Source organism: Candidatus Bathyarchaeia archaeon (genome assembly GCA_041447175.1).
Lineage (GTDB): Archaea > Thermoproteota > Bathyarchaeia > Bathyarchaeales > Bathycorpusculaceae > JADGNF01.
The window spans coordinates 449,848-472,845 of record CP166960.1; the positions used below are offsets into that span (position 1 = coordinate 449,848).

At 49.0% G+C, this 22,998-nt stretch carries 21 protein-coding genes; 7 read left to right on the plus strand and 14 right to left on the minus strand.

Annotated elements, in window-relative coordinates; translation table 11 throughout:
- Entirely contained in the window at window positions 1-1,929 is a 1,929-nt protein-coding gene (locus tag ACBZ72_02300; GenBank protein XES77720.1) for an AAA family ATPase, read from the minus strand.
- A gap of 359 nt (window positions 1,930-2,288) precedes the next feature.
- Between ACBZ72_02300 and ACBZ72_02305 the strand changes: the two genes are divergently transcribed.
- Both ACBZ72_02305 and rnhB read left to right on the plus strand, forming a co-directional pair.
- Entirely contained in the window at window positions 2,289-5,531 is a 3,243-nt protein-coding gene (locus ACBZ72_02305) for a PAS domain S-box protein (GenBank protein XES77721.1), read from the plus strand.
- Between the two features lie 151 nt (window positions 5,532-5,682).
- On the plus strand, window positions 5,683-6,345 hold the full coding sequence (rnhB, locus tag ACBZ72_02310) for a ribonuclease HII (GenBank protein ID XES77722.1): 663 nt from the start codon (window positions 5,683-5,685) through the stop codon (window positions 6,343-6,345).
- Here rnhB and ACBZ72_02315 read toward each other — a convergent pair.
- From ACBZ72_02315 to ACBZ72_02350, 8 genes are all read right to left on the minus strand, one after another.
- Window positions 6,342-6,569 (minus strand): hypothetical protein, encoded by a 228-nt coding sequence (locus ACBZ72_02315; protein XES77723.1) that lies wholly within the window; start codon window positions 6,567-6,569, stop codon window positions 6,342-6,344. The genes rnhB and ACBZ72_02315 overlap by 4 nt on opposite strands.
- Before the next feature lie 50 nt (window positions 6,570-6,619).
- On the minus strand, window positions 6,620-6,907 hold the full coding sequence (locus tag ACBZ72_02320; GenBank protein XES77724.1) for a helix-turn-helix domain-containing protein: 288 nt from the start codon (window positions 6,905-6,907) through the stop codon (window positions 6,620-6,622).
- On the minus strand, window positions 6,904-7,143 hold the full coding sequence (locus tag ACBZ72_02325; GenBank protein ID XES77725.1) for a hypothetical protein: 240 nt from the start codon (window positions 7,141-7,143) through the stop codon (window positions 6,904-6,906). The genes ACBZ72_02320 and ACBZ72_02325 overlap by 4 nt, the downstream gene beginning before the upstream one ends.
- 261 nt (window positions 7,144-7,404) lie before the next feature.
- Window positions 7,405-8,100 carry a fibrillarin-like rRNA/tRNA 2'-O-methyltransferase gene (locus tag ACBZ72_02330; GenBank protein XES77726.1) on the minus strand — a complete coding sequence of 232 codons (696 nt, stop codon included), beginning with the start codon at window positions 8,098-8,100 and terminating at the stop codon, window positions 7,405-7,407.
- Window positions 8,090-9,460, minus strand: a complete 1,371-nt coding sequence (locus ACBZ72_02335) for a C/D box methylation guide ribonucleoprotein complex aNOP56 subunit (protein XES77727.1) — start codon at window positions 9,458-9,460, stop codon at window positions 8,090-8,092. Before ACBZ72_02335 ends, ACBZ72_02330 begins: the two co-directional genes overlap by 11 nt.
- Window positions 9,461-9,534: 74 nt before the next feature.
- Window positions 9,535-10,245, minus strand: a complete 711-nt coding sequence (locus ACBZ72_02340) for an ERCC4 domain-containing protein (GenBank protein ID XES77728.1) — start codon at window positions 10,243-10,245, stop codon at window positions 9,535-9,537.
- A gap of 177 nt (window positions 10,246-10,422) precedes the next feature.
- Window positions 10,423-11,394 carry a hypothetical protein gene (locus ACBZ72_02345; protein XES77729.1) on the minus strand — a complete coding sequence of 324 codons (972 nt, stop codon included), beginning with the start codon at window positions 11,392-11,394 and terminating at the stop codon, window positions 10,423-10,425.
- Window positions 11,395-11,506: 112 nt separating this feature from the next.
- Window positions 11,507-12,202, minus strand: coding sequence for a hypothetical protein (locus ACBZ72_02350; protein ID XES77730.1), 696 nt, complete (start codon window positions 12,200-12,202; stop codon window positions 11,507-11,509).
- Between the two features lie 231 nt (window positions 12,203-12,433).
- Between ACBZ72_02350 and ACBZ72_02355 the strand changes: the two genes are divergently transcribed.
- The 3 genes from ACBZ72_02355 to ACBZ72_02365 all read left to right on the plus strand — a co-directional run bounded on the left by ACBZ72_02355 (window position 12,434) and on the right by ACBZ72_02365 (window position 15,381).
- Entirely contained in the window at window positions 12,434-13,159 is a 726-nt protein-coding gene (locus ACBZ72_02355) for a nuclease-related domain-containing protein (GenBank protein ID XES77731.1), read from the plus strand.
- Window positions 13,160-13,282: 123 nt separating this feature from the next.
- Window positions 13,283-14,368 (plus strand): mechanosensitive ion channel family protein, encoded by a 1,086-nt coding sequence (locus ACBZ72_02360; protein ID XES77732.1) that lies wholly within the window; start codon window positions 13,283-13,285, stop codon window positions 14,366-14,368.
- A gap of 317 nt (window positions 14,369-14,685) precedes the next feature.
- On the plus strand, window positions 14,686-15,381 hold the full coding sequence (locus ACBZ72_02365; GenBank protein ID XES77733.1) for a TIGR00266 family protein: 696 nt from the start codon (window positions 14,686-14,688) through the stop codon (window positions 15,379-15,381).
- Here the strand turns inward: ACBZ72_02365 and ACBZ72_02370 are convergent.
- Entirely contained in the window at window positions 15,378-16,916 is a 1,539-nt protein-coding gene (locus tag ACBZ72_02370; protein XES77734.1) for an AMP phosphorylase, read from the minus strand. The two genes, ACBZ72_02365 and ACBZ72_02370, sit on opposite strands and share 4 nt — an antisense overlap.
- 165 nt (window positions 16,917-17,081) lie before the next feature.
- Window positions 17,082-18,536 (minus strand): prenyltransferase/squalene oxidase repeat-containing protein, encoded by a 1,455-nt coding sequence (locus ACBZ72_02375; protein ID XES77735.1) that lies wholly within the window; start codon window positions 18,534-18,536, stop codon window positions 17,082-17,084.
- Window positions 18,537-18,691: 155 nt separating this feature from the next.
- Here ACBZ72_02375 and rbcL point away from each other — a divergent pair, with 155 nt between their 5' ends.
- Window positions 18,692-19,915: a type III ribulose-bisphosphate carboxylase gene (gene rbcL / locus ACBZ72_02380; protein XES77736.1), complete on the plus strand. Its 1,224-nt coding sequence runs from the start codon at window positions 18,692-18,694 to the stop codon at window positions 19,913-19,915.
- Between the two features lie 23 nt (window positions 19,916-19,938).
- Here the strand turns inward: rbcL and ACBZ72_02385 are convergent, their stop codons facing one another.
- Window positions 19,939-20,397, minus strand: a complete 459-nt coding sequence (locus tag ACBZ72_02385; GenBank protein XES77737.1) for a hypothetical protein — start codon at window positions 20,395-20,397, stop codon at window positions 19,939-19,941.
- Between the two features lie 23 nt (window positions 20,398-20,420).
- Entirely contained in the window at window positions 20,421-21,341 is a 921-nt protein-coding gene (locus ACBZ72_02390) for a translation initiation factor eIF-2B (protein ID XES77738.1), read from the minus strand.
- Window positions 21,342-21,397: 56 nt separating this feature from the next.
- Between ACBZ72_02390 and ACBZ72_02395 the strand changes: the two genes are divergently transcribed.
- Window positions 21,398-22,579: a GH3 auxin-responsive promoter family protein gene (locus ACBZ72_02395; GenBank protein XES77739.1), complete on the plus strand. Its 1,182-nt coding sequence runs from the start codon at window positions 21,398-21,400 to the stop codon at window positions 22,577-22,579.
- Here the strand turns inward: ACBZ72_02395 and ACBZ72_02400 are convergent.
- On the minus strand, window positions 22,572-22,976 hold the full coding sequence (locus ACBZ72_02400; protein ID XES77740.1) for a zinc-ribbon domain-containing protein: 405 nt from the start codon (window positions 22,974-22,976) through the stop codon (window positions 22,572-22,574). The two genes, ACBZ72_02395 and ACBZ72_02400, sit on opposite strands and share 8 nt — an antisense overlap.
- Window positions 22,977-22,998: the final 22 nt, after the last annotated feature.

Below are 22,998 nucleotides of genomic sequence, written 5' to 3' on the forward strand. Positions count from 1 at the left end.
TCACTGCACCTCACGCACCATAGATTTGCCTTCCACATTCTGCACCGCAACGATGTTGGCGTTTTCCTGCGCAAACGTAACTTGGCTGGGCGTGATAACGATGTATTGGGCGTTGGCGTCTTTGATGGTTGATATGAGAATTTTGGCTATCATCTCGCGGTTGCGTGGATCCATGTGAATGTCATATTCGTCCACGGCTCGAAACGGCGACCGTACATGCTGCTGTAGGGCTAAAAGGAAACTCATGGTTGCTGTGGTTCGCTCGCCGCCGCTTTGTGTGTATGCGTTTAAGGGCACGGGTTTTCCGCCTTTGAAGCCCACCATAATCTCCAGTCCCGCGGTTTCAATGTCCTGAGTGTTACTCAAACGGACTTCACCTGTGGCGCGGGTTTGCCCCATAATCCGCTGGTACTCGCGGTTGACGCGTTCCAACAAATCCTGCATAACGTTGCGCCAACTCTGCATGCGCGCCGAAACCTCATCGAGGGCTTTTTGGCGGTTCTCAGCCACCATCTGCGCTTTCTGCTTAAGCTCCAAAAAGAGCTTACTGTAAGACTCATATTGCCGCTCGATGTCTTCTGAGACACTGGAAAGCGCGGCGAGGTGCCCGTCGGTGAGACGAATCTCGTCTTGAATGTCTGCGACATTCTTTGTAACAGCAATTCTCGCACCAGAATGCAAGGCCTTAGCAACCGCTGCGTCCAGAGCCGTTTGAGCGTTTCTGATGGCAGATTCAAGTTTGCGGAGCTCTTTGGTTGAGTTTTCTTTTCGGAACTCTAACAGTGCCAACTGGATTTTGTGTGAAACAATTTTGAGGGTAAGTGCCTCGGCTTTCTCTTCTGCAGTGGCGATTTTAGCTTGTGCATCACTGTTTTTCTCGTGGAAACCTTTGAGCTGTTGATGGCTGTTTTCGATGAGGCGTTGAAGATTCTCAGGACGCAAAAATTCAAGTTGACCCACGGTTTTGGTGCCTTGCAACGTTTCGTTTAGCAGTTGTGCTTCAGTTAACAGCTTTTCAGCTAAGGTAACTGTTGCTTCTTCGGAGGCGATTTCATGCTCCAGTTTTAGGCGTTGTTCAAAAAGTGCTTTACCTTCGCTCTTCAGCTTGTCCTGCTGGATGCTCTCTTTCTCCACTTGCTCTTTGTTGGTTTGGTTTTCTTTTTCGATGTGCTCCAACGTCTGCTGGAGTTTCTGTTTGTCAGCTTCAATGTCTTTTAGTGCATTTTCTTTACGTTCCACTTCTGCCCACGCGAGTTCGCGTTCCAAAAAGCGCCGCTTGGTTTGAAGCTGTTTTTTTTCTTGATATTTGTCGTATTGTTCACGCCAGTAGTTGAGGGTTTGCTCGGCGGACTCTAACAGTTTACCCACGGATTCGGATTGGCTTAGGATACGGGTTAATTTCTGCTGAGCTTGCACCACGTTTTCGCGGAACGGCTCCAATCCGACGGCGGCTTCCACCATGTGAAGCTTGTCGGTGTTGCTTAAAAGGCTGAATTGTTCCACCATGTTCTGGTGCATGATGATGAGCATGTTGTCGGGGTCCACGCCGAACCTGCCCAGCAGCCGCTGAACTTCCTGTTTGGTGGCGGCTTTGTTTTCCAGTTCAAACCAGTATTGTCCGTCGCGGCGGAGGTGGCGGGTGAGAAAGAGTTGGTCTTTGCTGTACTTGGCGACTGGGCGTCTGCCGTGTTGTTTACTGTTGTCTAAAACGACGGTGACGCGAGCTTGGTCGTTGCCCCAGCGGATGAGGTTGCTGAGTTTTTTGCTGCGCTCCGTGTAGGTTTGCCCTAACGCTACCGAGATTGCCAAAAGCAAGCTGGATTTGCCTGCTCCGTTGGGTCCAACGATGAGGTTGACGCCCTGCTTAAAGGAGACTCTAGCGTATTCGTAGCTCATGAAGTTTTGAAGTATAACTTCGGATATCAGCATTTTTGCGTTTAGCCTCGTTAGGAGCGAAAATATTAGGTGAATTCTCTCTTATTAAAACAAATTGCACAGAAGCAGTGAAATCTCCCGCAACGTTACGGCAGTTATTTTTGTTGGCGATTCATGAATTGTCTTTGATTGTTTGGTGCATGCTCCGTTGGGTCTCGTGAAGGACAACTCTTCTGCTTTTTCTCTTTATTGTTCGGTTTAGTAATTTTGTTGATAGCTGATTTGTGGCTCAGTTGAAATTGTAACTGTTGCTTCTTGTTTTCTTCGCATGAATAATTGGGTTTTTTCTATGCATATCGATAAATATCTGCTTGTTGTACACTTTAACCCTAATTTACAGGGAGGATTCTAAAATGCCTCATGTTAACAACGGGTCAGAAGGCTGGTTGTGTTCCCCTGAGAACAGTTTTCTGAGTCAACTATTTGCAAACATGATGGACGGATTCGCCTACTGCCGAGTAGTTTTTGATTCTGCCGGGAAGGCGGTTAATTATGTTTTCCTTGAAGTTAACTCCGCGTTTGAACGGTTAACTGGCTTAAAACGTGTGGACATTTTGGGAAAAACGGTCACTGACGCTCTTCTCGGCACCGGAAAAGACCCCTGCGAATGGATTAGGGTCGGCGAAAAAGCTACCACTACGGGGAAACCAGCGAAGTTTGAAGCATGTGATACGGCAACTGGCAAGTGGTTTTCGGTTTCCGGTTTTTCCCTAAAAAAAGGATATCTTGTCGCCATTTTCGAGGACATCACTGAACGTCGAAAGCTGGAGACTTCTCTTCGTGAAAGTGAGCGGCGGCTGAAGAGGTCACAGGAAATTGCTCATTTGGGAAGCTGGGAGCTTGACTTAGTTACTCGTAAGCTAACTTGGTCTGATGAGGTGTACCGCATTTTTGGTTTGAAGCCGCAAGCGTTCGAAGCAACATATGACGCGTTTCTTGCGGCGGTATATCCAGACGACCGAAAAAAAGTTGATGCTGCCTATTGTGGTTCGTTAAGTGATGATGGAAACGTCTACGAGGTTCTGCATCGGATTGTGCGCAATGATACCGGGGAAGTTCGTTACGTGCACGAGAAATGCGAGCATATTCGTGACGCCTCTGGCGTAGTTGTTCGGTCGGTTGGCATGGTGCATGACGTTACTGAACAAAAAAAAGCTGAACAGAAGCTTGCTGACAGTTTGAAACGGGAACGTTTCTTGGCTGATTTGGTGCGGAAAACTTCGGTTGCTGTCGGCGTAGCTTATCCTGATGGGCGACTGGGTCTGGTTAATTCTGCGTTTCAGGAGCTTACTGGGTACAGTGCCCAAGAGCTAAAAGATATCCGTTGGACTGATGTTTTGACGCCACCTGAATGGTGGGAGCTGGAAGCGCAAAAGCTTGCTCAACTTCAGCAGACTAAAACGCCTGTGAAGTACGAGAAAGAGTACCTGCGGAAGGATGGGTCTCGAGTGCCAATAGAGTTGGTTGTGCATCCTTTTTTTGATGAAGCTGGTCGTGTGACGCATTATTTTGGCTTCATAACCGACATTACTCAACGTAAAAAAGCTGAAGCAGATTTGCGTGAAAGCGAAGTTAAGTATCGAACAGTTGCCGACTTCAACTATGATTGGGAGTACTGGATTGCACCCGACGGCAAGTTTGTTTATGTCTCCCCCTCATGTGAACGAATAACCGGATATCGAGCCGACGAATTCCTCCAAGACCCCGAACTCTTCACAAAAATTATTTTATCCCAAGATAAAACAAAGCTTGGCGACCACTTTGACCTCTTAGAATCCGGCACCCCACATGAACTTGACTTCCGGATTGTAACCCGTGATGAATGCATTCGGTGGATTTCTCATGATTGTCAGACGGTGTATGATGATAAAGGCAAATGGTTGGGGCGGCGTGCCAGCAATCGAGATATAACTGAGCGCAAACATTCCGAAGAAGCATTGCTTAAGCTGAATCGTCATTTGCGGGCTATAAGCAATAGCACTCAGGCTCTTATGTATGCAAAGACTGAAGAGGCATATGCAAACAAAATCTGCGATATTCTAATCAACGACTGTGGTTATGTACTGGTTTGGGTGGGTTTTGCTGAGAACAATGAAGCAAAAACAGTTCGCCCCATTGCGTACAGTGGTTTTGACAAGGAATACATTGATGAGTTGAATGTTTCTTGGTCCCGAGATACACTGAGGGGACGGGGACCAGCGGGTATAGTTATTCGGACTGGAAAGCCTTACGTGTGTAGAAATCTGCTTGAAGACCCCTGCTTTGAGCCTTGGCGAACTAACGCAAGTTGCAGGGGTTACAAAGCATCAATTTCTCTGCCTTTGACCTCCTTTGAAGGTGTTACTTTTGGGGTTTTATCCATTTACAGTAGAACGGTTGACCTCTTCTCAGATGAAGAAATGACGCTTCTCACCGAATTAGCCCACGACTTTGCTTATGGTATTGCAGTGATCCGTCTTCGCAAAGAAAGAGAAAGAACGTATGAGCTAATGCGAAGACAAGCGGCGCTAATTGACCTTAACCCAAATGCCATAATAACTCGAAAGATAGATGGAACGATAACGTTTTGGAATCGCGGCGCCGAGACGTTGTATGGGTGGACCCGCAAAGAAGCTGTGGGCAATAACATTAACTTGCTTCTTAAAACTAAGTTGCCCCAATCACTACAATCCATAATCGAAGCTATCAATCTGTATAAACATTGGTCGGGTGAAATTCTGCATTACGCCAAGGACGGGAGGGAGCTTGTGATGCAAAGTTACTGGTTGGCTAAGTTCAACCAAAATGGCGAAATCTCCGAGTTAATAGAATCTAACGTTGATGTTACCGACCGTAAACAGATGCAAATTAAGCTTGAAGAATACAGCGCACACTTGGAGGAGCTTGTGCATGACCGTACCATCCAGCTTAGAGACGCAGAACGTTTAACAGCCATCGGCGAAACTGCAGGCATGGTCGGACACGACCTCAGGAATCCGCTTCAAACCGTCATCGGTGAGGCTTTTCTGGCAAAGGAAGAAGTAAAGCACCTGCCTGACAGCCCCACGAGACGCAACCTTGAAGAAAATATTGGAATAATTGCGGAGCAAATTGGTTACATGGATAAAATCGTTTCTGACCTGCAAGACTTTGTACGACCCATCATTCCCGACAAGAAATCGGTGAACCTATCAAAGCTTTTGATAGCGTCCCTTGACCAGATAAATCTGCCAAATAACGTTAAAGTCCAAACTAACATCAGCGAAAACATTCCTCCAGTTATGGTGGATAGCCAATTACTTAAGCGGGTTTTCTTTAACCTGTTCACAAATGCAGTTCAAGCAATGCCTAACGGGGGTAAGCTCACAATAAACGCCTTCGTTAAGAAGAATGATAAAGGGAAGAACCGTGTTCAGTTAGAAGTTGAAGACACAGGCGAAGGAATACCTGAAAGCATTAAACCAAAAATTTTCAGACCGCTGTTTACAACTAAATCCAAAGGGCAAGGTTTCGGCTTAGCGGTCTGTCGGCGTGTCATCGAAGCCCACGGTGGAATCATACTTTTTGATAGCCAAGAAGGGCGTGGGACTCGGTTTATTGTGGAGCTTCCCGCGTAACCTTTCACTCTTTTAGGATTAAGACACTTTGCCTTAAATGTAAACATCAGAGCACACGTTTACTTCCCATGAAAACATCAACTAAGAAATCGTTATGAAAACAATATAGCCTAGAACAACCATAGGCGCTTCGAAGAGGCGTACTCTACAGTTGCTGGTTGCAGGAATCGACGAAGCTGGAAGAGGCTGCGTAATTGGGCCACTAGTTGTCGCAGGATTAGCCGTCCAAGAAAAAAATATTGCCACCTTATCAGAGTTAGGTGTTAAAGACTCAAAACTTCTGCACGCCAAAAAACGCGAGGAACTTGTTCCAAAAATCTTGCACTTAGTTGAAAAACATTTTGTGATGAAGGTTTCTCCGCTGGAAATCGACCGCGCCGTTGAAAGCAAACGCAGGCTTCACAAGTTGAACCGGCTTGAAGCGGAAACAATGGCGCGAATCGTAACGGAACTGGAACCTGACGTTGTTTACGTTGATGCCGCAGATGTTGTAGCGGAACGGTTTGGGCAACACATAATGGAAGCCTCAACCTTCAAAACCCGCATTGTGAGCGAACATAAAGCCGACCAAAAATACACTGTGGTCTCCGCTGCAAGCATCATAGCCAAAGTTGAACGCGACAACACCGTTGCTGCTTTGCGAAGCGAATTTGGGGATTTCGGCACGGGGTACTTGGGTGACCCCAAAACCAAATTTTTCCTCATTCAATGGTTAAAAACAAACTTTGATTACCCTAATTGTGTACGCCAATCTTGGAAACCTGCAAAACAAGCCAAAGCTCAGCGGCACCTTAAACAGCAGACCCTTTTTTAAAGTTTGGCGACAGGTTCCTCAGCTGAACGCATTTCCGATAACTCATCTAAATGGATACACAAAATGTCTTTGGCTGACGGTTCGTTTCTCTCCGTGACCAAAACAGGATAAGCCACTATAACTTTGCATATGCTTAAAATCTCGTTGACACGTTCATCAAGGAATTTCTCCCATCCAGCCGCCACTGCCCCCAAAACCGCCAGCCGCTCTTCGGGCACGTTCAAAATGAAATCGAAGGGGCAGATGTACCTGGGAAATGTCGCAGTAGGCAAATTTATGGAATACTTTTTTGAGCATACGCTGCTCCTCCATGGTCCGCTTTGATTTTCGCAGTAAACAGTGCCCGTTGCTTTTGAGTGGGTTGTAGTACGTCTATGGGTTTAGCAACTGGAACACCAAGTGCCTTTGCAAGGTTGTAGGCAGAAGCCACTGACGCCTTCGCCATTCCCCGTTCGTAGCCGTACAATGTCCTGCGGGAAACCCCAACAAGCTCTGCAAGCTTTCCTATCGAAAAATCACGTTCTTTACGCCGCTGCTCAACCAGCATGCCATCAACTTTCACCGAGTAGCCTCCTGGGTCTGCATAATCAGTGGAAACGCGGTATGTTCAGCAACATTGCGCAGCGCCTTGGGCATAACCACAAAAACGGAGTAGCGTGAATAAACCGTGTCATCTTCCAGCATATATTGTGACCGCTGGCTGACAACAAGAGCTGCAGCAGAAACACGGTCAGCAATAACTTTGAGTTCGCGGCTTTCCTTAGCGGAGAAGGCATTCACCTCAGAGTAAACCTTCACTAAAGCTAATCGGTCACCTTTTTTGGCTGCAAAATCAAAACAGCTGCTCCGAGAACAACAAATTTGGGAAACCTCAAACTCGAGTCGACTAACGCTACCCTAAAGTGACAGCGTTTTCCATCTCCCAATAATTAATGAGGCTGTAACACCAAAAAATTCAGTGCATCAAGAAATATAAGTCATACTTGCAAAGCTGGAACATCAAATTTAAAAAAGACTGTAAAAAATAAAGAAACCGCCAGAGAAATGGTTTGTCAAAATTTATCTTTGAGCCACAATCATCGCGTGTGCAATATCATACGGCTCCAAATCCACCACTTGCACCACGTGGAACCCGCGGTTTTTGAGTACTTTGGCTTCCATCTGGTAAACCTCCGCGGGCGCTTTGGATACGTCAATGCTTTGGGACTTTACTGCCAGCAGTACCCAGCCGCCCTCCTTGAGGAAAACGTCGGCGTTGTCTGCCAAAACCTTTGCTTGCTCAGGTTGTGCAATGTCGCAGTATAGTTCGTCCATTTTGCCCGAGATGAACATGCTGTACTTTTGGGGCATACGCGCATCAGCCAAAAACGGCGACATATTCGTCCGGTAAGCAACCACGTTAGTCACCAAGTCGCGTAGGCTACGCTGCGCAAACTCTACACAGTAAACCTGTCCCTCTTCGCCGACTATGTCGCTGATGTGGCTTGGTGTGGTTCCCGAAGCTGCACCCAAATACAAAACACGATGTCCAGCCGCAAACGGAACCGTCTTTAGCCCCTTCAGAATTGCGCCTGCCAGCTTGCTGCGAAACGCGTCCCACACACGGTACTCTACGCCGCCTACACGGAGCAGCCGCTCACCGTACACGTTTCGTCCAAGCGCAAAATTTTTCGTAGCTAACCGCTTCGCACCATCCTCCAAAACAACCTGGAAGATTTCCGCAAAATCGGGATGCGGTTTGACTTTAATCTGCACGACTGCTTGGTCTCCGTTGCTTGTCGCCTTTGTAGTCGCGGCGGTTTTTGTCTTTGAATCTGCCGCCCTGTCGATCGCCACCGCGGAATCTGCCGCCGCCCCGTTTGTCCCTAAAGCCTCCGCCGCTTTTTCCTGCGCGGAAGTCTCTGCGGTCACGGAATTCCCGGGGGCGTTCTTGGAATTGGCGAGGTTTCTGCTCTTTCAATGGTGGTGGTTCAGGGTATTTCTGGCGGATTTCTTCGATGCGTTTGTCAAGGGCTTTTTTGAGTTTGTTACCCACGTATTCACCGTTGAAGGCGTCAATGCGTACCGCGATGGCGAGTTTGCCTGCGATGGCACGTGCGATTTTGCCGCGTTGCCACTTTTTCGCGTCGTGCACCAAGGTGTGCTGGAAAATCAAGCCGTGTTTAGGTGGACGTGCACCCGTTTTTATGCTGCGAAACAGTGCCTTTTCTGCGCCTAAAACCTGCATGGTGCTTGCGGGGCGGCGGGACAAGTTTTGTAGTCCACCTGCGATGGCTATGAGTCTTGCGCCCAGCAGTGAGCCGACGATGGTTTTGGTGTTAGGCGCAACTTCCTCCATGGTGTTCTCCAGGTAGGTTTCCATGTTTTCGCGGAGATGGTACATGTCAAGGATGTTGCGGCTAAGCGCTTGGACCTGTGCAAGGTCGGTTTCAGATAGGTCTGCGCCCATGCTGGATTCGGCTATGCGGTTGATTTGTTCAGTTTTATTTTTCGGGAGGTCCTCTTTTTCAAGGGCTTCTAATGAGAAGTTTTCTCGTGTGCCAAGGTCAAGAACTAAGCGTGCGTAGGTTTCATGTTTCTCGACCAGTCGGTCCAGTTCAGGGTAATGTACACCGTACCACTCGCGGAGTCTGCCCATGAACAAGTTTAAGGTGCGGTCAAGGTCGTCAAGGGTTTGTATTGCCTGGGCGATGATTAGGTCACGTTTTTGTGTTTCTCCTTTCACTTGGAGTTTGGCAACTTCTACGCTGACGTTATGGACCCAAAGGTTTAGGTCCTTGGCGTCTTTGGCAAAGCCGGTTTGGATGGCGATTTCCTGCATGTGACTATGTGCGCTTTGGACGTTTTGGGGAGATGCAGTTTCGGTGGCTACGCCAAGTTTGGTTTGGGCTTGGCTGGCTACTGCTTGGTTTTCAAACGCGAAGGCGTCATACCCGCTTATTTGGAGCTGTTCAATTAAGGCTTGGGCTTCTTCAGAAAGTGTGTCCGGTTCTATTTTTGCGATTTTTTTGGCTGCTGCCTGTGGCTTTTTGGGGTACACCTTGCTTGCGGCTACTTTGCCGTCTTCGTCGAAAGCCACAACGCCGAAGGGAAACTGGATAAGGATTGCTTTCATCGTGATGGTCAACCTGTTAGTGTCACAAACGTAGTATTCCACACTGTTTGCTAATAAATAGTTGCTGTATTGGTTTATTCTTTGTATGGGGTGGTTAGGATTTGTTTGACTTTGTTGGTTATTACTGGTCCTAATCCGTTGACGGTTTTGCTCCAGTCATCTACGTTAATGAGCGCGTTCTGCGGCGTCTGATATGACTTGAGGATAGCTGTAGCTTTTTCCCTGCCCACATTTGGCAAACTCGCAACAAAGTACAGTTGCGCCTCTGAAACCGTGTCATAATTCTTAAACGCATGCACCACAGGTGAGCGTTTCTCCACAACCTGCTCTTGACGCGCCGCAACGTAAAGAAAATCAATGGTTTCTTTCTGGCTAGCAGTATTCACCATGGCAACACCATTTTTGGCGATGTTAAACATGGCGCCCCAAATGGCAGTGGGCTGGATTTTGCTGAACTTGTAAATCATGGGCATGTACCCCTCAATGAGCAGTAGCGATTTGGGGTAGGCTTCTTTGAGGCGGAAAATCTGTTCAAACAGGTACCTGCGGGTCAGCGTGTAGACGAAGTCTTGGACGGTTTTGCGTTCCACTGCACACTGGTCGCTGAGGACGTAGTCGCCTTTTTCAAGGTTCTCTGATTTGACGGTGACGCCTTTTTCGCGCAGTCCTTTGACTATTTTGGCTGCGCTGCTGGCTTCGCGGCAATCCACGATTATGGTGGGTTCTTCGGGGTCGCCTTGTTTTTTTTCTTTCGTGAATGGAATGAGCGTTTCGGTGCCTGACATGTCACTTCAACTCGCAAGGAACCATTTATGCTTTGGGTGACGTTAATTTTGTTTTGCTCCCACTCGAAGAGACAGACCATTGCCCCATTGACTGTAGACTGAGTTTCTTGTTTTACATTTCCAAAAGGTGGTGTCTACCAAAAATTTAGCTGAATAACAAGAGAAAAAGAGGTTATGTTATTTTTGCTTGTTCATCAGTAGCAATGGTAGTCCTGTGAATAGGAAAATCAGGCACCACAGGTAGGGGTTGTGAGGGACAATCATCTCATACCACGCGGAACGGTTAACGGCAAACCCCCCCGCAACAAAGTAAACCGCTACTGCAAAGGCAAAGTAGCTGCCAAAAGCCACGCTGACGGCACCCACGCGTTTGAGGTTTATCGGGTTAGGCTGTTTTTTGATAGCTGGATACGCAACTGCCAACCCAAACACTGCAATCAAAAACAACCCAAACACCGAGGAAGCGAAGCCTAAAAAGTTCATGGGCTCCAGCACCAAATCCACTCCCCATGTGCCTATCATGCCTGCCCACTGCATCGTGGAGTTAAACCAGAAAACCACAAACAAATACGCCACCGCGACAATGCCGCTCCACCGCAAAAGCTCTGCCTTCGCTGCGTCGTGAACGACAAGGGACCGCAACTTAAACAGCACCGGAGGCATCACCAGCACCATGGCTAAACATGCCACGCCCGCAACAAAGAAAACCTCTGGCACGGGGGTTACCTCAAAGTACCAGACGTTGCCTCCTGTGGATGGGAACACCAATCCCAGCCACGCAGATGGGATAAACATGAGGAAGTAGCCTGCTTCTAAAGCCAGCGCGGCGGCGAGTTTGCGGCGAATTTGTGGCCACGCTTGGTTACCTTTTCGCCAAAACAGGAATGCACAGTAGACCGCAAGGATGCTTGCGCCAAAGCGAAGGACGCTGCCTACGCCTCCGCCGAGTTCACTGGAGTAGAAGGTGGCTATCCACCATGGCATCTCCATCAGGGCAGAGTATGTGGGAAAATTGCTGATGAGTTCATTGGCAAAATAGTAGCTTATGATTACGTCGTATAAGGCAAGAACAAAATATGCGCAGACTGCAATCAGGATTAGAAGTGCGGGTGAAAACCATTTCTGTTTAGCCTCTGGGTCCATGCTCATTTTGTACACCTGTTTTTGTTTAGGTGACTGTGGTTCTAATGGTTCACTGTGGAACAGTTTGTTCCTACAGCGGAACAGCATCCCCAAAATTTTTGATAACTCAAGAGGCCAGTTAATGATGGAGGTCTTCGTATTCTGTTTTGAGTTTAAGCCAGATTTTTCCTATCGCTGACCCAAAACTTGTGAAAACCGTAACAACTAACGTTTCGATGAGGACAAGATTTGCTGCGGTTAACCACTGCGGGTTATCAATCACGAAAATAGTGATGGCTGCCGCGAAGTAAAGCCCCACAAACCCCATGGCAAGCTGAGCGATATGCAGAAATTTCCGAGCCTGACATGCTTTTGCCTTAAGCCATCTCACCCAACGAAAAGTTAGTCGGTTCACATCAGGCAAATCGTCCAGCACCAGCGAGAGCCCTCCCAACATGAAGAACCGTCCAACGTTAACCGAAAGATTGGTGGAGTTTATCAGAAACATGTTGAGAAGCGAAACCGACGTGCCTAGCATGATCCAAACTGCTGAGAGGAACATGACAAAGAATCCGTAAACGTAGTGATGGAACCATAAGCGTCCTGTGTGGACCTTGCCAAAGTTTGCTGAAGGGAAAATATTCAAAATCGCCGCCACTATAAGCAGCCAAAAAAGGGCGCCACTGTGCACGTAAGGCGCGAAGGGTTCCCAGTGTGGGTATGCAGCATAGTAGCCTGACAGGATGCCTACGGCATAGGAAATGGTGACTAACGCATTAAAAATTAAGAATATACCCAAGATTTTGCGGCCGTAAACCGATATTGCGCGGTGCACTAGTCGAAATCCACCCTTTTTTGCATCTCGATTTGTATGGGTTTAATGCATTATAGTTTGTGGTGAACCCTTTAATTCTGTTATGGTTTTTTGCTCCTAAACGGAAGGTGCATAATCGAAAATCTGGGTTCACACGAGTTGTCCACAACCACTTTTCCGCCAAATGTCCTTGCATCTTGAGCGTTATCGGGAATCGGCATACTGAAATACTTTGACGCCTGTTTGCTTACAATGCGCAAGCTCAAGTCATCCAACAATTACCTGCGGAATCAAACTTGGAAAAACCTGTCAGCAACCATTCTATGCATCGTCGGGTTTGTGGCTCTTGTTTTTTTGGCTGCCTTCGAAAAGTTGGTGGGTTGGAGTTGGCCCGTGGATTTTTTTGAGCTTGCGGCTTTGTTGGGCTCCTTGGTTCCTTTGGGTGGAGCCTTTTTTTTCTGGGGCAAATACCGTGTTTTCAAAGGGGGCTTGGAGGGAGAAAAACGTGTAGCTAAAACTTTAAGCTCAGCATTATCCAACAAGTTTTACCTGCTAAGCGGTGTGGCTTTTGGACGTGGCGACGTCGACCAAATTGTGGTTGGACCTAACGGCGTGTTTGTGCTTGAAACCAAAAATTGGAGCGGCAAAATAGGCTGTTCTGGAGATGATTGGCAAAGAAACAAGGGTGGCAAATTCAAAGGTAGCCCAAGCATGCAGCTTAAACGTAACGTTTCCCAAGTTAAAACGGTAATCGGCAATTCAGAATTCAAAGCGTTAAATATTCCTGTTGTGGGAATTCTTGTCTTTGCAAACAGGCACGCTGACCTGCATTTAAACCGTCCAACCGTCGCCGTAACTAAACTGGATAAGTTAGTTCGGTACATACTGCAGTTTCCCGAAAGAGACGACTTTTCAGGTAACCTGCCTCGGCAGCTTGGGAAAGAGCTTCTTAAAAATGCCCGTAAATCAAGCACCTGACTCTCTCATCCCATCTAAACATTTGTTGTTGGCAGTGATTGTTCTTGTTTTTTCCGCTTTGAAATAACAAAAAATAAATTAATGTTGGCGTAGCCTACAGTTACAATTTGAGGGGGCTCTATAGTGTCGGAAGTAGTGCAGAATGGAACAGACATATCCCGTTTCCTACATGACACTCTGCGTTTGGATATGTTGACCAGCGACATTCTTGCTTCCGTTATCGTGTTCTCTATCGTTGCCGTTATTGGCTGGGTGGCTTACTACATTTTCAGCCGATATTTCTGTGCGTGGGCAAGCAAAACAGAAACCACCCTCGATGACAAAATTCTACAAAGCATAAAATACACCTCAATTATTTTAGTTGTTGTTATCGGCAGCTACAACGCACTTACCTCCTTAACCTTTCTGGCAGACTATTTCACAACAATATTCCAAATCTTCATCGTCTTATCCGTTCTTCTTGTTTCATACGCCATCACCCGCGTATCCAACGTCGTTGCAGACTGGTACTCACATAGGCAGACCCAGCGGAACGCGGACTTAAACAACCACATGTTTTTCGTGTTCAAAAAAATCATCCAAATACTGGTTATGCTGAGTGCGTTACTTGTAATCCTGTATGCGTTAAACATCGACTTGTCTGGTGTTGTTGTCGGTTTAGGTGTGGGAGGCATCGCCGTCGCTTTGGCAGTACAAAACACGTTAAGCGACGTGATGAGTGCTTTCTCCATATATTTTGACAAACCGTTTGAAATCGGCGACTTTATCGTGGTGGGTGAGCATGCAGGTACGGTAACTGCAATAGGCATGAAATCCACAAGGGTCAAGCTGCTTCAAGGTGAAGAACTTGTTCTGTCCAACCAAACGTTAACTTCTGCACAGATACGAAACTTCAAGAAACTGCAAAAGCGGCGCGTCGTCTTCAAATTCGGCGTCGTGTACAGTACGCCTCTGGTCAAACTCAAAAAGATTCCCGATATTGTACGCGGAATAATCAACAACATTGAGTTTGCGGACTTGGATCGAGTGCACTTCTGTGAGTTTGGTGACTTCGCCCTGAAATTTGAAGTAGTCTACTACGTTGTTGTAGGTGACTACAACAAGTACATGGATACGCAGCAGGCAATTTACTTTGCCATTAAGGACGCTTTCGAGAAGGAAGGCATAGAGATGGCGTTCCCAACTCAAACCCTCTTCCTCAACAAATAGCCGTCTTTTTCTTTTTGTTGCTTGAACTTTGCTGCGTGTAGACCCCTCTATAGGTTCTGCATAGAATTGTTATTTGGCTGCTAATAGACGGCAAATAGGTTCGCGTTAGCCTTTGAGACGCTACCTATCTACTTGGTGTTTAGGGTTTGGAGGAATTCTTTTATGGTCAATATTTGGTTTTTCTTGCAGTGACCTATTTTTAGAATGCGGTTATCACGTTTGTTCTCCTACGTTACTTCTGGAACCAATCTTAATGAATTGGGCAATCGTAAACCTCAAAAGCTCATGTCTTCACTCATAGGTGGGGATGAACAGACTTGAAGTACGAAATTAAATACAAGCCATCATACGCCCTGCTTGTCGTGAACTTGGATCAAGGCGAAACCATAACCGCTGAATCTGGCTCCATGACCTACATGGACCCTAGCATTGAGGCACACACTCGTAAACGTGAAAAAAGCTTCTGGGGCAGCCTCGGATTAAGCTTCATTGGCGGACAAAGCTTCTGGGTCAATGACTACACAGCAACCAGACCTAACGCCGAAGCAGGCTTTGTCGCCGCGCCCGTGGGGGACATCGAAAAAATCGAAGTTAAACCTGGACAAGGTTACATCATCCAAAAATCCTCCTACATCGCCAGCACTCAGGGCATCGACTTAGACATCAAATGGGAAGGCTTCAGCAAGGGCTTGTTCGGACAGGGCTTGTTTATGATTAAAGCCACAGGTGAAGGCCAGCTTTTCATTAACACGTTTGGCGCCATCGATACTCACACTCTGCAAGCGGGGCAGACGCTTATTGTGGACAACTTCCACCTGGTTGCGTTCAGTGACAGTTGCAGCTACAAAGTCACCAAATTCGGCGGACTAAAAGAGACTCTGCTTGGCGGCGAGGGCTTGGTCACCCAGATTACGGGACCTGGAGACGTACACATCCAAACAAAGAACATGAAGGAATTTGTGGACTGGCTCTGGACGCTGATAGAACCCCGCGTGCAAAGCAAAGCCCGCTAACTCCCCTTATTGTTTTCTTTTTTTGTTTTAAGTGGATACTGCCCCAACAGCATTTGTTCGTCAGGTTTGCGACTCAAAACCACAGGCTCCAACTTCTCTGCCAAAGCCAGCGCATTCTCCAGCTTGCTTGGACGCTCCGCATACACTTCAAACAGCACATCGCCTTTGGACACTGCATCCCCCAGCTTGGCTTTAAGCAGAATTCCCGCGCCCGCCTCTTTTGGGGTTCCTGCCGCCCGCGACACCTGCACGATGCCCTCCGTTTTAATCCACAAAACCCGCCCCTTTTCTTTGGCGTAAACTGCCGCATGTTCAGGTCCAACGGGTATGTCTTCGGGTTTGATGTTTGGGCTTCCCCCTTGGGCCTCAATGATTTCTCGCAGTTTGCATTCTGCTTTGCCTGAAAGCAGCATTTCTTGGGCTTTCTGGCGACCGTTCTTTTCCCCTGCTAACTCAAAGAGTATGCCTGCGATGCTGACGGCTTTGTCATGTACATCTGGGGGTCCGTTGCCCATGAGGGTGTTGAGGGCTTCGCGGGCTTCCAAAGCTGGTCCAATGCCGCATCCCAACGGTTGGTCCCCAAACGTTAACGCGCACTGCACACCAATACCTAAATGTTCACCTAGGTGCACAAAATCCGCCGCCAACGTGTACGCTTCGGTGGGCGTCTTGATTTTTGCGCCCATACCCATGGGAATATCCACCACCAGATGGGTTGCACCTATGGCTTTCTTTTTGCTCATGATGGAGGGCAAAAGCATCGGGTCAATTCCCAAGGGATACTCCACTCTGATGAGCAGGTCATCGGCAGGTGCAAGTTCAAGAGCACCGCCCCAAACCAAACAGCCACCCGTCTTCTTCACCACCCGCTTAATCTCCTCAATCTCAAGGTTAACCGGGCAGAGAGTTTCCACGCGGTCAGCAGTTCCAGCGGGCGAAGTGATGGCACGCGACGAGGTCTTAGGAATCGTAAAGCCCGCTGCCGCCACAATGGGCACCAGTATCATGCTGGTTTTGTCGCCTGGAATGCCACCGATGCTGTGCTTGTCAAGAATGGGCGGTTTTCCAAAGTTGAGGGTTTTGCCCGTCTCTACCATGGCGCGGCTCATGGCTTCAGTTTCGCTCATGCTTAACCCATAAACTTTGAGCGCTGTGACAAACGCCGAGATTTCAATGTCACTTAAATGCTGCTCCACCACGTCCTTGACGATGGTAAAAATTTCTTCGTTTCGCAGCCGCTGACCTCGCAGTTTAGCTCGAATGTTGCCCAGTGATTCAGGCATCGGAGCCAACTGAACATCTACGGTTTCGCCGCCAGTGACGCCCAGAGCGTGGGCGATTTCGAGGTAAAACCAGATGCGGTCGGCAGGAAAATCCGAAGCCAAGTTGGCTATGGCAATGACTTCTTTGCCGCCGTATGAAAGTTTGACGCGGTCAGAGGAATGGACGCCTAGCAAGGCGGCGGTTTCATCGTTTAAAATGACGATTCGTTTGCCGCCTGTGGTTATGTTCAAGACACCAGCGATAAGTTCCATGAGCTTCACACGTTGCGGTTCTATGTGGGTAGGAAGGGGTAGTTAAATGTTTCAAGAACCAGTGTTCACAAGAGCAAATGTTTCTACTGTAGCTCGAAAACTGGATTTGAATCGAAAAGATGCGCTAGGAAAGAAGGGAAACGGTTGTCGGCGTCAACCTTTGTTTTAGTCGTGTTTTGTTTTGTTCATTACATGAGAGAGGATTTCTGGGAATCCAATCAGCAAACACACAATCAGCCCTTCGGTTGTTTCGCCAATGTAGAGCAGGCACGTTGCCAAGACGATGAGCGCCCAGATGGGGAAATACATGTAGCAGAATCGGCTGCGCGAGATAACCTTCTGCTTAAACCCAGTAAACAAGGCACCAAACGTCAGCAGGTACATCCCAAACAGGGTAACCATGACGGCAACTTCAAAACTGACAGCTTCAGTTAAGTAAGACATTCCAATCAGCGACGAACCCAACAGCGGGAAAAGCACAACCAAAAACGTGCCACTCACGTAAACGCTGGTTTCTTTTCGGAAGGGCGAAACTATCGGCAGCGACCGCAGCAGCCCCGCTTTCTCGATGATGGCAAGTTTGCTGCTCATGACCGAAACGTACTCGTCAAGGTGCTCCTGCATATACGCCTGCGCATCCAACAGCCCCCGCAGGTACTGCACCGACGCCCAGGGTCTCACATCCAAGTGACCAACAGCTATGTCTGTGACTTCTTTGGACTGGTAAACCGCGTCAAATCTCTTGAGGCTTTCCACGGCTTCTATGACCTGCTTTATCTCAACCTCCCGCGGCATGCTTCTCGCAAAAGAAACCAAAGCCGAAACAACATGCGGTGCGTTAAACCAGGAAAGCCGCTGGTCCAAGCCTTCGCCAAAGTACTTTAAAGTATAGTTTTCGTTGACGGTGCGCCAAGTGCCGTTTTCCTTGAATTCCGACAGGAACGAATCGAGCGCTTTCTTGTAGTTTTTGGGTTTTTCTCCTAACTGGAACAGCACGGTCACGGCTTGGCAGGTGCTGGCATTGTTTATTTCCTGCATATTCCCCGAGAATCCCCAACGCCCCGTGTTCTTGTCCTGCGCGAGCTTAAGCCATGCAATTCCGCTTTCCAAAGCAGCCTCTATTTTTTCTTCGTGGAAAACCGTGTTTACCTGTTTTAGCGCCAAAAGAGTGAACGCGGTTGCCGACACAAGGCTGTCCTCATATTTCCATATGCCCCAGCCGTAGTCGTCGTTTTGGTTCTCTAAAAGCCAGTCTTTGGCTTTTTTGACGGCTTCACTCGTTTCAGGTTCCTCAAGGAAGAAGGAAAGCGCCAAAATCGCCATGGCGGTAGTGTCGACAAAACTGTTGCCTTTGTTGATGAGGGGCCAGCCGTCGCCGTAGTCGCCGCCGAGGTTGCGGTGCCGCAGAAGCCACTGTTTGGTTTTCTGAACGCGTTTATCGGTGGGTGGCAGGATTTGGTATTTGAGCAGTGTGTAGAGTGTTTCGGAGGTGGTCCACACGCCGCCTTGGTCGTTGGGTTTTTCAGCTGGGAAACCTCCGTCGTCGTTGTCGCCGGGCTTGTTGATTTGCCAGCTAAGCACTTCAGCTTGTTTGCGTTTTACCCAGTCGGAGTATATCAAAGGTTACCACTGTTTTGTAGCGTGATGAAATCCGCTGTTGAATTCTCCAAAAATAGAGTTGACTGGATTATTAAAGCTTAATTATTACGGGTCCTGATTGAAAGACAGGGTTTTTAAGCAAAAACGCCTCCCTATTTGCAGGAGAACCGACCGTTTTGAAGTACACAGACTTTGTAGACCTAACCTACAAACCTAAAGATTCAGATTTACTCTGCACTTTCACTTTGGAACCCGACGGCATGACCTTCATGGAAGCAGCAGGCGCCATCGCGGCGGAAAGCAGCGTCGGCACATGGACCGAACTCACCACCGAAAAACCCTACGTCAAAAAACTCGCCGCCCACGTCTACTCCCTAACGGACGGCACCGCCAAAATTGCCTACCCCCTCGAACTCTTCGAAGATGGCAACATGCCCAACATTCTTAGCAGCGTCGCAGGCAACGTGTTCGGGCTAAAAGCACTACGAAACCTCAAACTCATGGACCTGCAACTGCCCGCCGAACTGACTAAGAGCTTCAAGGGTCCCCGCTACGGCATCGAAGGCATCCGTAAACTCCTCAACGTCCAAGACCGCCCACTGGTCGGTACCATCATCAAACCGAAGCTGGGGCTCAAATCTGAGGACCACGCAGAAGTCGCCTACGAAGCGTGGGCAGGCGGCTGCGATATAGTCAAAGACGACGAGAACTTGAGCAGCCAAAAATTCAACCCGTTTGAGGAGCGGCTTCACGCGACGCTGGACGCCCGAGACCGTGCTGAAGCGGAAACCGGCGAGAAAAAAGTGTACATGATTAACATTACGGCTGAAATGGAGACGATGATGGAACGCGCGGACATGGTGATTGACCACGGCGGCAGATACGTCATGGTCGACATCCTCACCTGCGGCTGGAGCGCACTGCAAACCCTGCGCAAGCAGGACTACCGACTGGTGATTCACGCACACAGGGCAGGACACGCAGCCTTCACCAAGAACCCCCTGCACGGCATCGCAATGCGTCCCATAGCGGCGGTTGCCCGAGCCATAGGCGTAGACCAACTTCACGTCGGAACCGTCGTAGGCAAAATGAGCGAAACCAAAACGGAAGTGATGGAAAACATTGACGCCTGCAAAGCCCCCATGCACGGACTCAAACCGGTTATGCCTGTAGCTTCCGGCGGCGTCCACCCACGGCTTGTGCCCGCGCTGCTGGAGGTTTTCGGCAAAGACGTGGTTATCCAAGCGGGCGGAGGCATCCACGGGCACCCCGACGGCACCAAGACTGGCGCGTTGGCGATGCGGCACGCGGTCGACGCGGCACTGCAAGGCATCAGTCTCGAAGAGTACGCGAAAGAGCATGTGGAGTTACGCGGCGCACTGGAAACCTGGAAAGCATAAATTCAGGGGAACTCCATCCCCTTTTAGTTCGTTTTTTTCTTGCGGGGAATCCCTTGTACAGCTTCAATCAGTTTTGCTCCCGCGGGGTCTTTTGCGATTTGCTCTAAAATCAAGCCCACAAATGGTTCCTGCTTGGTCCGTGAAGGCGTCTCATACATGCCGCCTTGCCCCGTGCGGGCTACATATAGGAAGTCTTCGATGGGCAACCCAAAATGCGCCCCCTTATCCTGCAGCGTCGTGATGTAGCAGAGACAACGGCTACGGCGTGGAGGTTCAAGACGGTACCGATGCCCAAACGCACGCCCTGCCCTGCGGTTGATTAAGACGGTGTTTTTTGTGGCTAACGACAAAACCGCCTGCCACAGGGCGTAGCAGGATGTGCCTTCGACGGCACAGACGCGGCAGAATTTTGCCTTTCTGTTACCTCGCCAAAATGAACAGAAGATAGTGTCCATCTCAGGCTTAGAACTAACCTTCTCCAAACCATTCTGCCGCCTAAATTTAATTATTCAAAGACCCATGGGTAGACTCTGTGCATAACCTCTGCCACCGACTGGGGCGTGATGATGCCTTCTTCGCAGATTAACCCGCTAATCAGGTCCCGCGGCGTCACGTCAAAGGCGGGGTTGCGCACGGTCAGTTCGGCTGGGGCTTCTTTCCAGACTTCGTTGCGGCTGCGCTCCTCAATCCGCTCGTACTCGCCGTAGAGGGTGGCGGGGTCGAATTTGAGCAGTTCCGACACGGCGTAGAAGGGTTTGCGGGCTTCATGCGCCAAAACCGCAATCGCCGATGACCCAATCTTGTTGACGATGTTGCCCTCCGACGTGATGGCGTCGGCGCCGACAACCACCAAGTCCACATTATGCATAAGTGACCGCGTAGCTGAATCCACGATGAACGTGGTCTTTAACCCCAGCCCAAGCAGTTCCTTGGCGGTTATCCTGCCTTGAAACGCGGGTCGGGTCTCCGTGCAAACCACCTCGAAGCTTTTCCCGTCCGCCTTCGCCTTTGCCAGCATGTTGGTGACGGTGGAGCTGTGGCAATGCGTGAACACGGTCGAGCCGTCGCGGATGCGTTTGGAGCCGATTTCGGCAATGCGTTCCTTGGAGGCAGCAAGGTTCTGTTGGAATTTTTGGGCGCTAAAAGAAACCAAGTTGGCGAGTTCAATGACTTTGCGTTCGTCACTGTCCTCCACCTGCGTGATGACCCAGCGGACGGCGTTGCGCATCAGCGGCTCAGTCTCTCTTGCGGCAAACAGTAGGTCGCGGGCTTGGCAAAGCTCAGCAAGAAACTCTTTGCGGGTTGTGGCTTGGGTGTTTTCGGCTAAGGTTTGGTAAGCATTTAGGGCGGCTATGGCAACGTTTCGGGCGCCCTGCACTTGAAGCCTGTGAATTTTCTCTGCGGTTTCGGCGACGGATTCGTTCATGGGGGTCACTTTAAGAACGGTGTTTGTGGGATTATTTGGATGGCGAAACATATAAGGTGATTGAGACAACCTGCTCTGAGGGACGCAACGTGTTGCCTGAGGATGAGTTCATTGATGCCAGCACTATTCTGCAGAGGTTTGTGGGTCCATGGTATGAATCACTTAAAGACCCTGCGAAAGCGCAGGAGTTGGCTTTGTGGGATCTGCTCAAAAAATACGGTGTTACGGACTATGGTAAAACGCATAACGCCCCTCAGACCTCCAGCATTACGGATTACCAGAAAAATTTTCCCATAACCGACTACTACGGCTACCAACCCTACTTTTCCAAAGTCAAAGAAGGCAACTATCAAGCCTTTCTTTCTGAGGCGCCTGAATGTTGGGTCATGACCCGCGGTTCCACAGGCAAACAATCTAAAGTCCTTCCCGCTACCCCCACGCATCTGCGGCAGATTTTCCTCTGCGGCGCCCGAGCAATCATCCACTTTGCCATGCGCACGGAGAACTTTGAGGTGTTGACGGGAAACATTTTGAACTTGAATTTTCCCAGCAGCGTCCATACCCTGAACCAGAATGGTGCGGAGATGAATTACGGGTACAGTTCAGGCACTTACGCGCGGCTTAACCCCATGCTTAGCCAAGTTAGCTTGTTGCCGCGGCAGGAAGACATCGACGCGTTAGGCTCAGGCATCAGCAAGGCGGACTGGGAGCGGCGTTTTGAGTTGGCGTATCAGCAAGCGTTGGAACAAAACGTCGTCGCCACCATGGGCGTTACCCCAGTTGTGTTAGCGTTTGCTAAATACGTGCAGCGTAGGCACGGCAAAACACCCGCTGACCTCTGGAAGTTCCAAGCCTTATTCTGCACGAGCGTACGCAAAATCCAATTCAAATACGGACCCGTGTTGCAGAAGTACTTTGGCAAAGCTCCAATCGTGGAGATGTACACGGCTACGGAAGGCGTTTTTGGACAGCAATACGATGACTTGCCCTATATCACGCCAAACTATGACGCTTACTTTTTTGAGGTTGCCTTGGGTAACCGAGTGGTGCCGTTGCATGAACTCAAACGGGGTCAATGGGGCAAACTTATAGTCTCAAGTTGCATGTTGCCCCGCTACGACATCGGCGACATGGTTGAAGCGGCGGGAAAAAACTATTTCCGCATCTTTGGCAGAAACAACCTGTGGACGCTTTTGGAGCATCGGCTGTATCGGCTGTTTGTTGGGTGGCTCATCTAACGTTAGGTGAGGGGTGCCGTTTGCGTGCAGTCATAGCCATGTAGACAGCAACGATTATTATTGCAACTCCTACCACCAAAAGTATTAATGGGCCTTCAAAGTTGGAGGGTATGAAGTTGATTGCACGTAAGTAAGCCAAAAGCCCAATAACTATGACAATTATGCCTCCTATTAGCCATCCGACAAAGCCGGACTCGCCTTTTTCGTGTTTTTCACCTTTTTCAGGCTCGTTTTTTTCTTGTTTTTCGCCTTTCTCTGATTTTTCGTCTTTGTGGTAACTCGGCGGTGGAGGTGGCGGAGTAGGTCTGGGTGCTTCCATTTTCAGGGGTGCACCGCATCGAGGGCAGAAGGTCATGTTTTCTTCAACTTGGTTGCCGCATTTGGGGCAGTAAGGCATACTTTTCACCTGGTCTCTAGTT

Coding starts and splice junctions, on each gene's coding strand:
- ACBZ72_02400 (XES77740.1), bottom strand. CDS start 22,976: ATGCCTTACTGCCCCAAATGCGGCAACCAAGTTGAAGAAAACATGACC.
- ACBZ72_02355 (XES77731.1), top strand. CDS start 12,434: ATGCGCAAGCTCAAGTCATCCAACAATTACCTGCGGAATCAAACTTGG.
- ACBZ72_02390 (XES77738.1), bottom strand. CDS start 21,341: ATGAACGAATCCGTCGCCGAAACCGCAGAGAAAATTCACAGGCTTCAA.
- ACBZ72_02335 (XES77727.1), bottom strand. CDS start 9,460: ATGAAAGCAATCCTTATCCAGTTTCCCTTCGGCGTTGTGGCTTTCGAC.
- ACBZ72_02300 (XES77720.1), bottom strand. CDS start 1,929: ATGCTGATATCCGAAGTTATACTTCAAAACTTCATGAGCTACGAATAC.
- ACBZ72_02370 (XES77734.1), bottom strand. CDS start 16,916: ATGGAACTTATCGCTGGTGTCTTGAACATAACCACAGGCGGCAAACGA.
- ACBZ72_02345 (XES77729.1), bottom strand. CDS start 11,394: ATGAGCATGGACCCAGAGGCTAAACAGAAATGGTTTTCACCCGCACTT.
- ACBZ72_02305 (XES77721.1), top strand. CDS start 2,289: ATGCCTCATGTTAACAACGGGTCAGAAGGCTGGTTGTGTTCCCCTGAG.
- ACBZ72_02340 (XES77728.1), bottom strand. CDS start 10,245: ATGTCAGGCACCGAAACGCTCATTCCATTCACGAAAGAAAAAAAACAA.